Source organism: Aliiruegeria lutimaris (assembly GCF_900099935.1).
Taxonomy (GTDB): Bacteria; Pseudomonadota; Alphaproteobacteria; order Rhodobacterales; family Rhodobacteraceae; genus Tropicimonas; species Tropicimonas lutimaris.
In genome coordinates, this window is the sequence record NZ_FNEK01000187.1 from 1 (window position 1) to 1,242 (window position 1,242).

1 protein-coding gene and 1 pseudogene are annotated in these 1,242 nt (G+C 58.2%); both read left to right on the forward strand.

Going from position 1 to position 1,242, the window contains the following annotated elements:
* Positions 1-283: 283 nt before the first annotated feature.
* Positions 284-847: pseudogene (locus BLR85_RS28300) on the forward strand (IS6 family transposase); the annotation flags it as partial.
* 198 nt (positions 848-1,045) lie between these two features.
* Positions 1,046-1,242, forward strand: a 197-nt coding sequence (locus tag BLR85_RS29740; RefSeq protein WP_212635198.1) for a hypothetical protein, incomplete at its 3' end; no start/stop codon positions are given.

The window sequence follows — 1,242 nt, forward strand, 5'->3', positions numbered from 1 at the left end:
GTCAAGTCCGCCGATGAAATCCTCGCATCGGTCAAGCGGTTCTGCCAGCGAACCCAAACCCTATGCGGCGAACTTTAGATTCGGGTGACTAGGTCCTACCTGCATAGGACAAAGCGGTTGGTTCAAAGTGTCAGATCTGCGAAAGCCGACGTTTCGAAAGGCAACGTGTAGCCTCTATTCTGGGCCGAAAGCGACGGTCACTGAGTGGCGTGTCAACGGCGGCGCGGCCTCTGTCAGAGGGAGGTTGGTTGAGCGGGGCAGGGTGGTCTCGTAGCGTCTCGCGATGACGAAAGACGACCCATTCAAGTATTTCCGGACGAGCCGCGAGATTATCCGCCTGGCCGTGATGCTCTTTGTGCGCTTCCCGCTGTCGCTGAGGAATGTCGGGGATCTGCTTCACGAACGCAGCATCGAGGTCAGCCTCGACTCCGTGCGGTTCTTGTAGCTGCGGTTCGGCCCGTTGTTCGCCGCCAAGATCCGCAAGAAACGCGTCGAGCGCCTGCGTTCCGGGCCGGAATGGCAATGGAATCTCGACGAGATGTTCGTCAAGATTAACGGCGAACGGCACTACTTGTGGCGGGCCGTCCACCAGGAGGGCGAGGTCCTGGAGAGCTTCGTGACGAAAACGCGGGACAAGAAGGCGGCATTGAAATTCTTGAAGAAAACAACGAAGCGCTTCGGTCGGCCACATATCTTCGTCACTGACAAGCTCCGCTCCTACGGTGCTGCGCTGAGGGAAGTCGGCGCAGCGGACCGACAGGAAACCGGGCGTTGGCGGAACAATAGGGCGGAGAACTCGCAGCTACCATTCCGACGACGAGAGCGGGCGATGCAACGCTTCCGGCGGAACTCCGGCGTCGGTCTGTTTCCGTTTCCCATAGAACACCTCCTGGTTCCGCAGTTGGTGCTCTCCACTTTTTCGGGGCAAGTCCAGACTATTCCACCGTTACACGGACCCATTTTGCTCCGGGATTGACATTTTGGAGCCGATTAAAGCGGTTCCATCTCACCTTGAATCGTCGGGGATTCCTTTTGGGATAGATGCATGATTCCTTCTGCTCAGGAGGACTATGCCATGCCCAACGCTCTATCCACCGATGTGCGATCCCGCTTTGAGATACTCTACCGGGAGGGGCTGAGCGGACGTGAAGCCGGACGCTGGCTGATTATCTCAGCGGCATCTGCGTCGAGGCTGGCTCAGAGGATCAAGCGAGGAAGCGGTCTTGAGCCTGCGGTGAACCC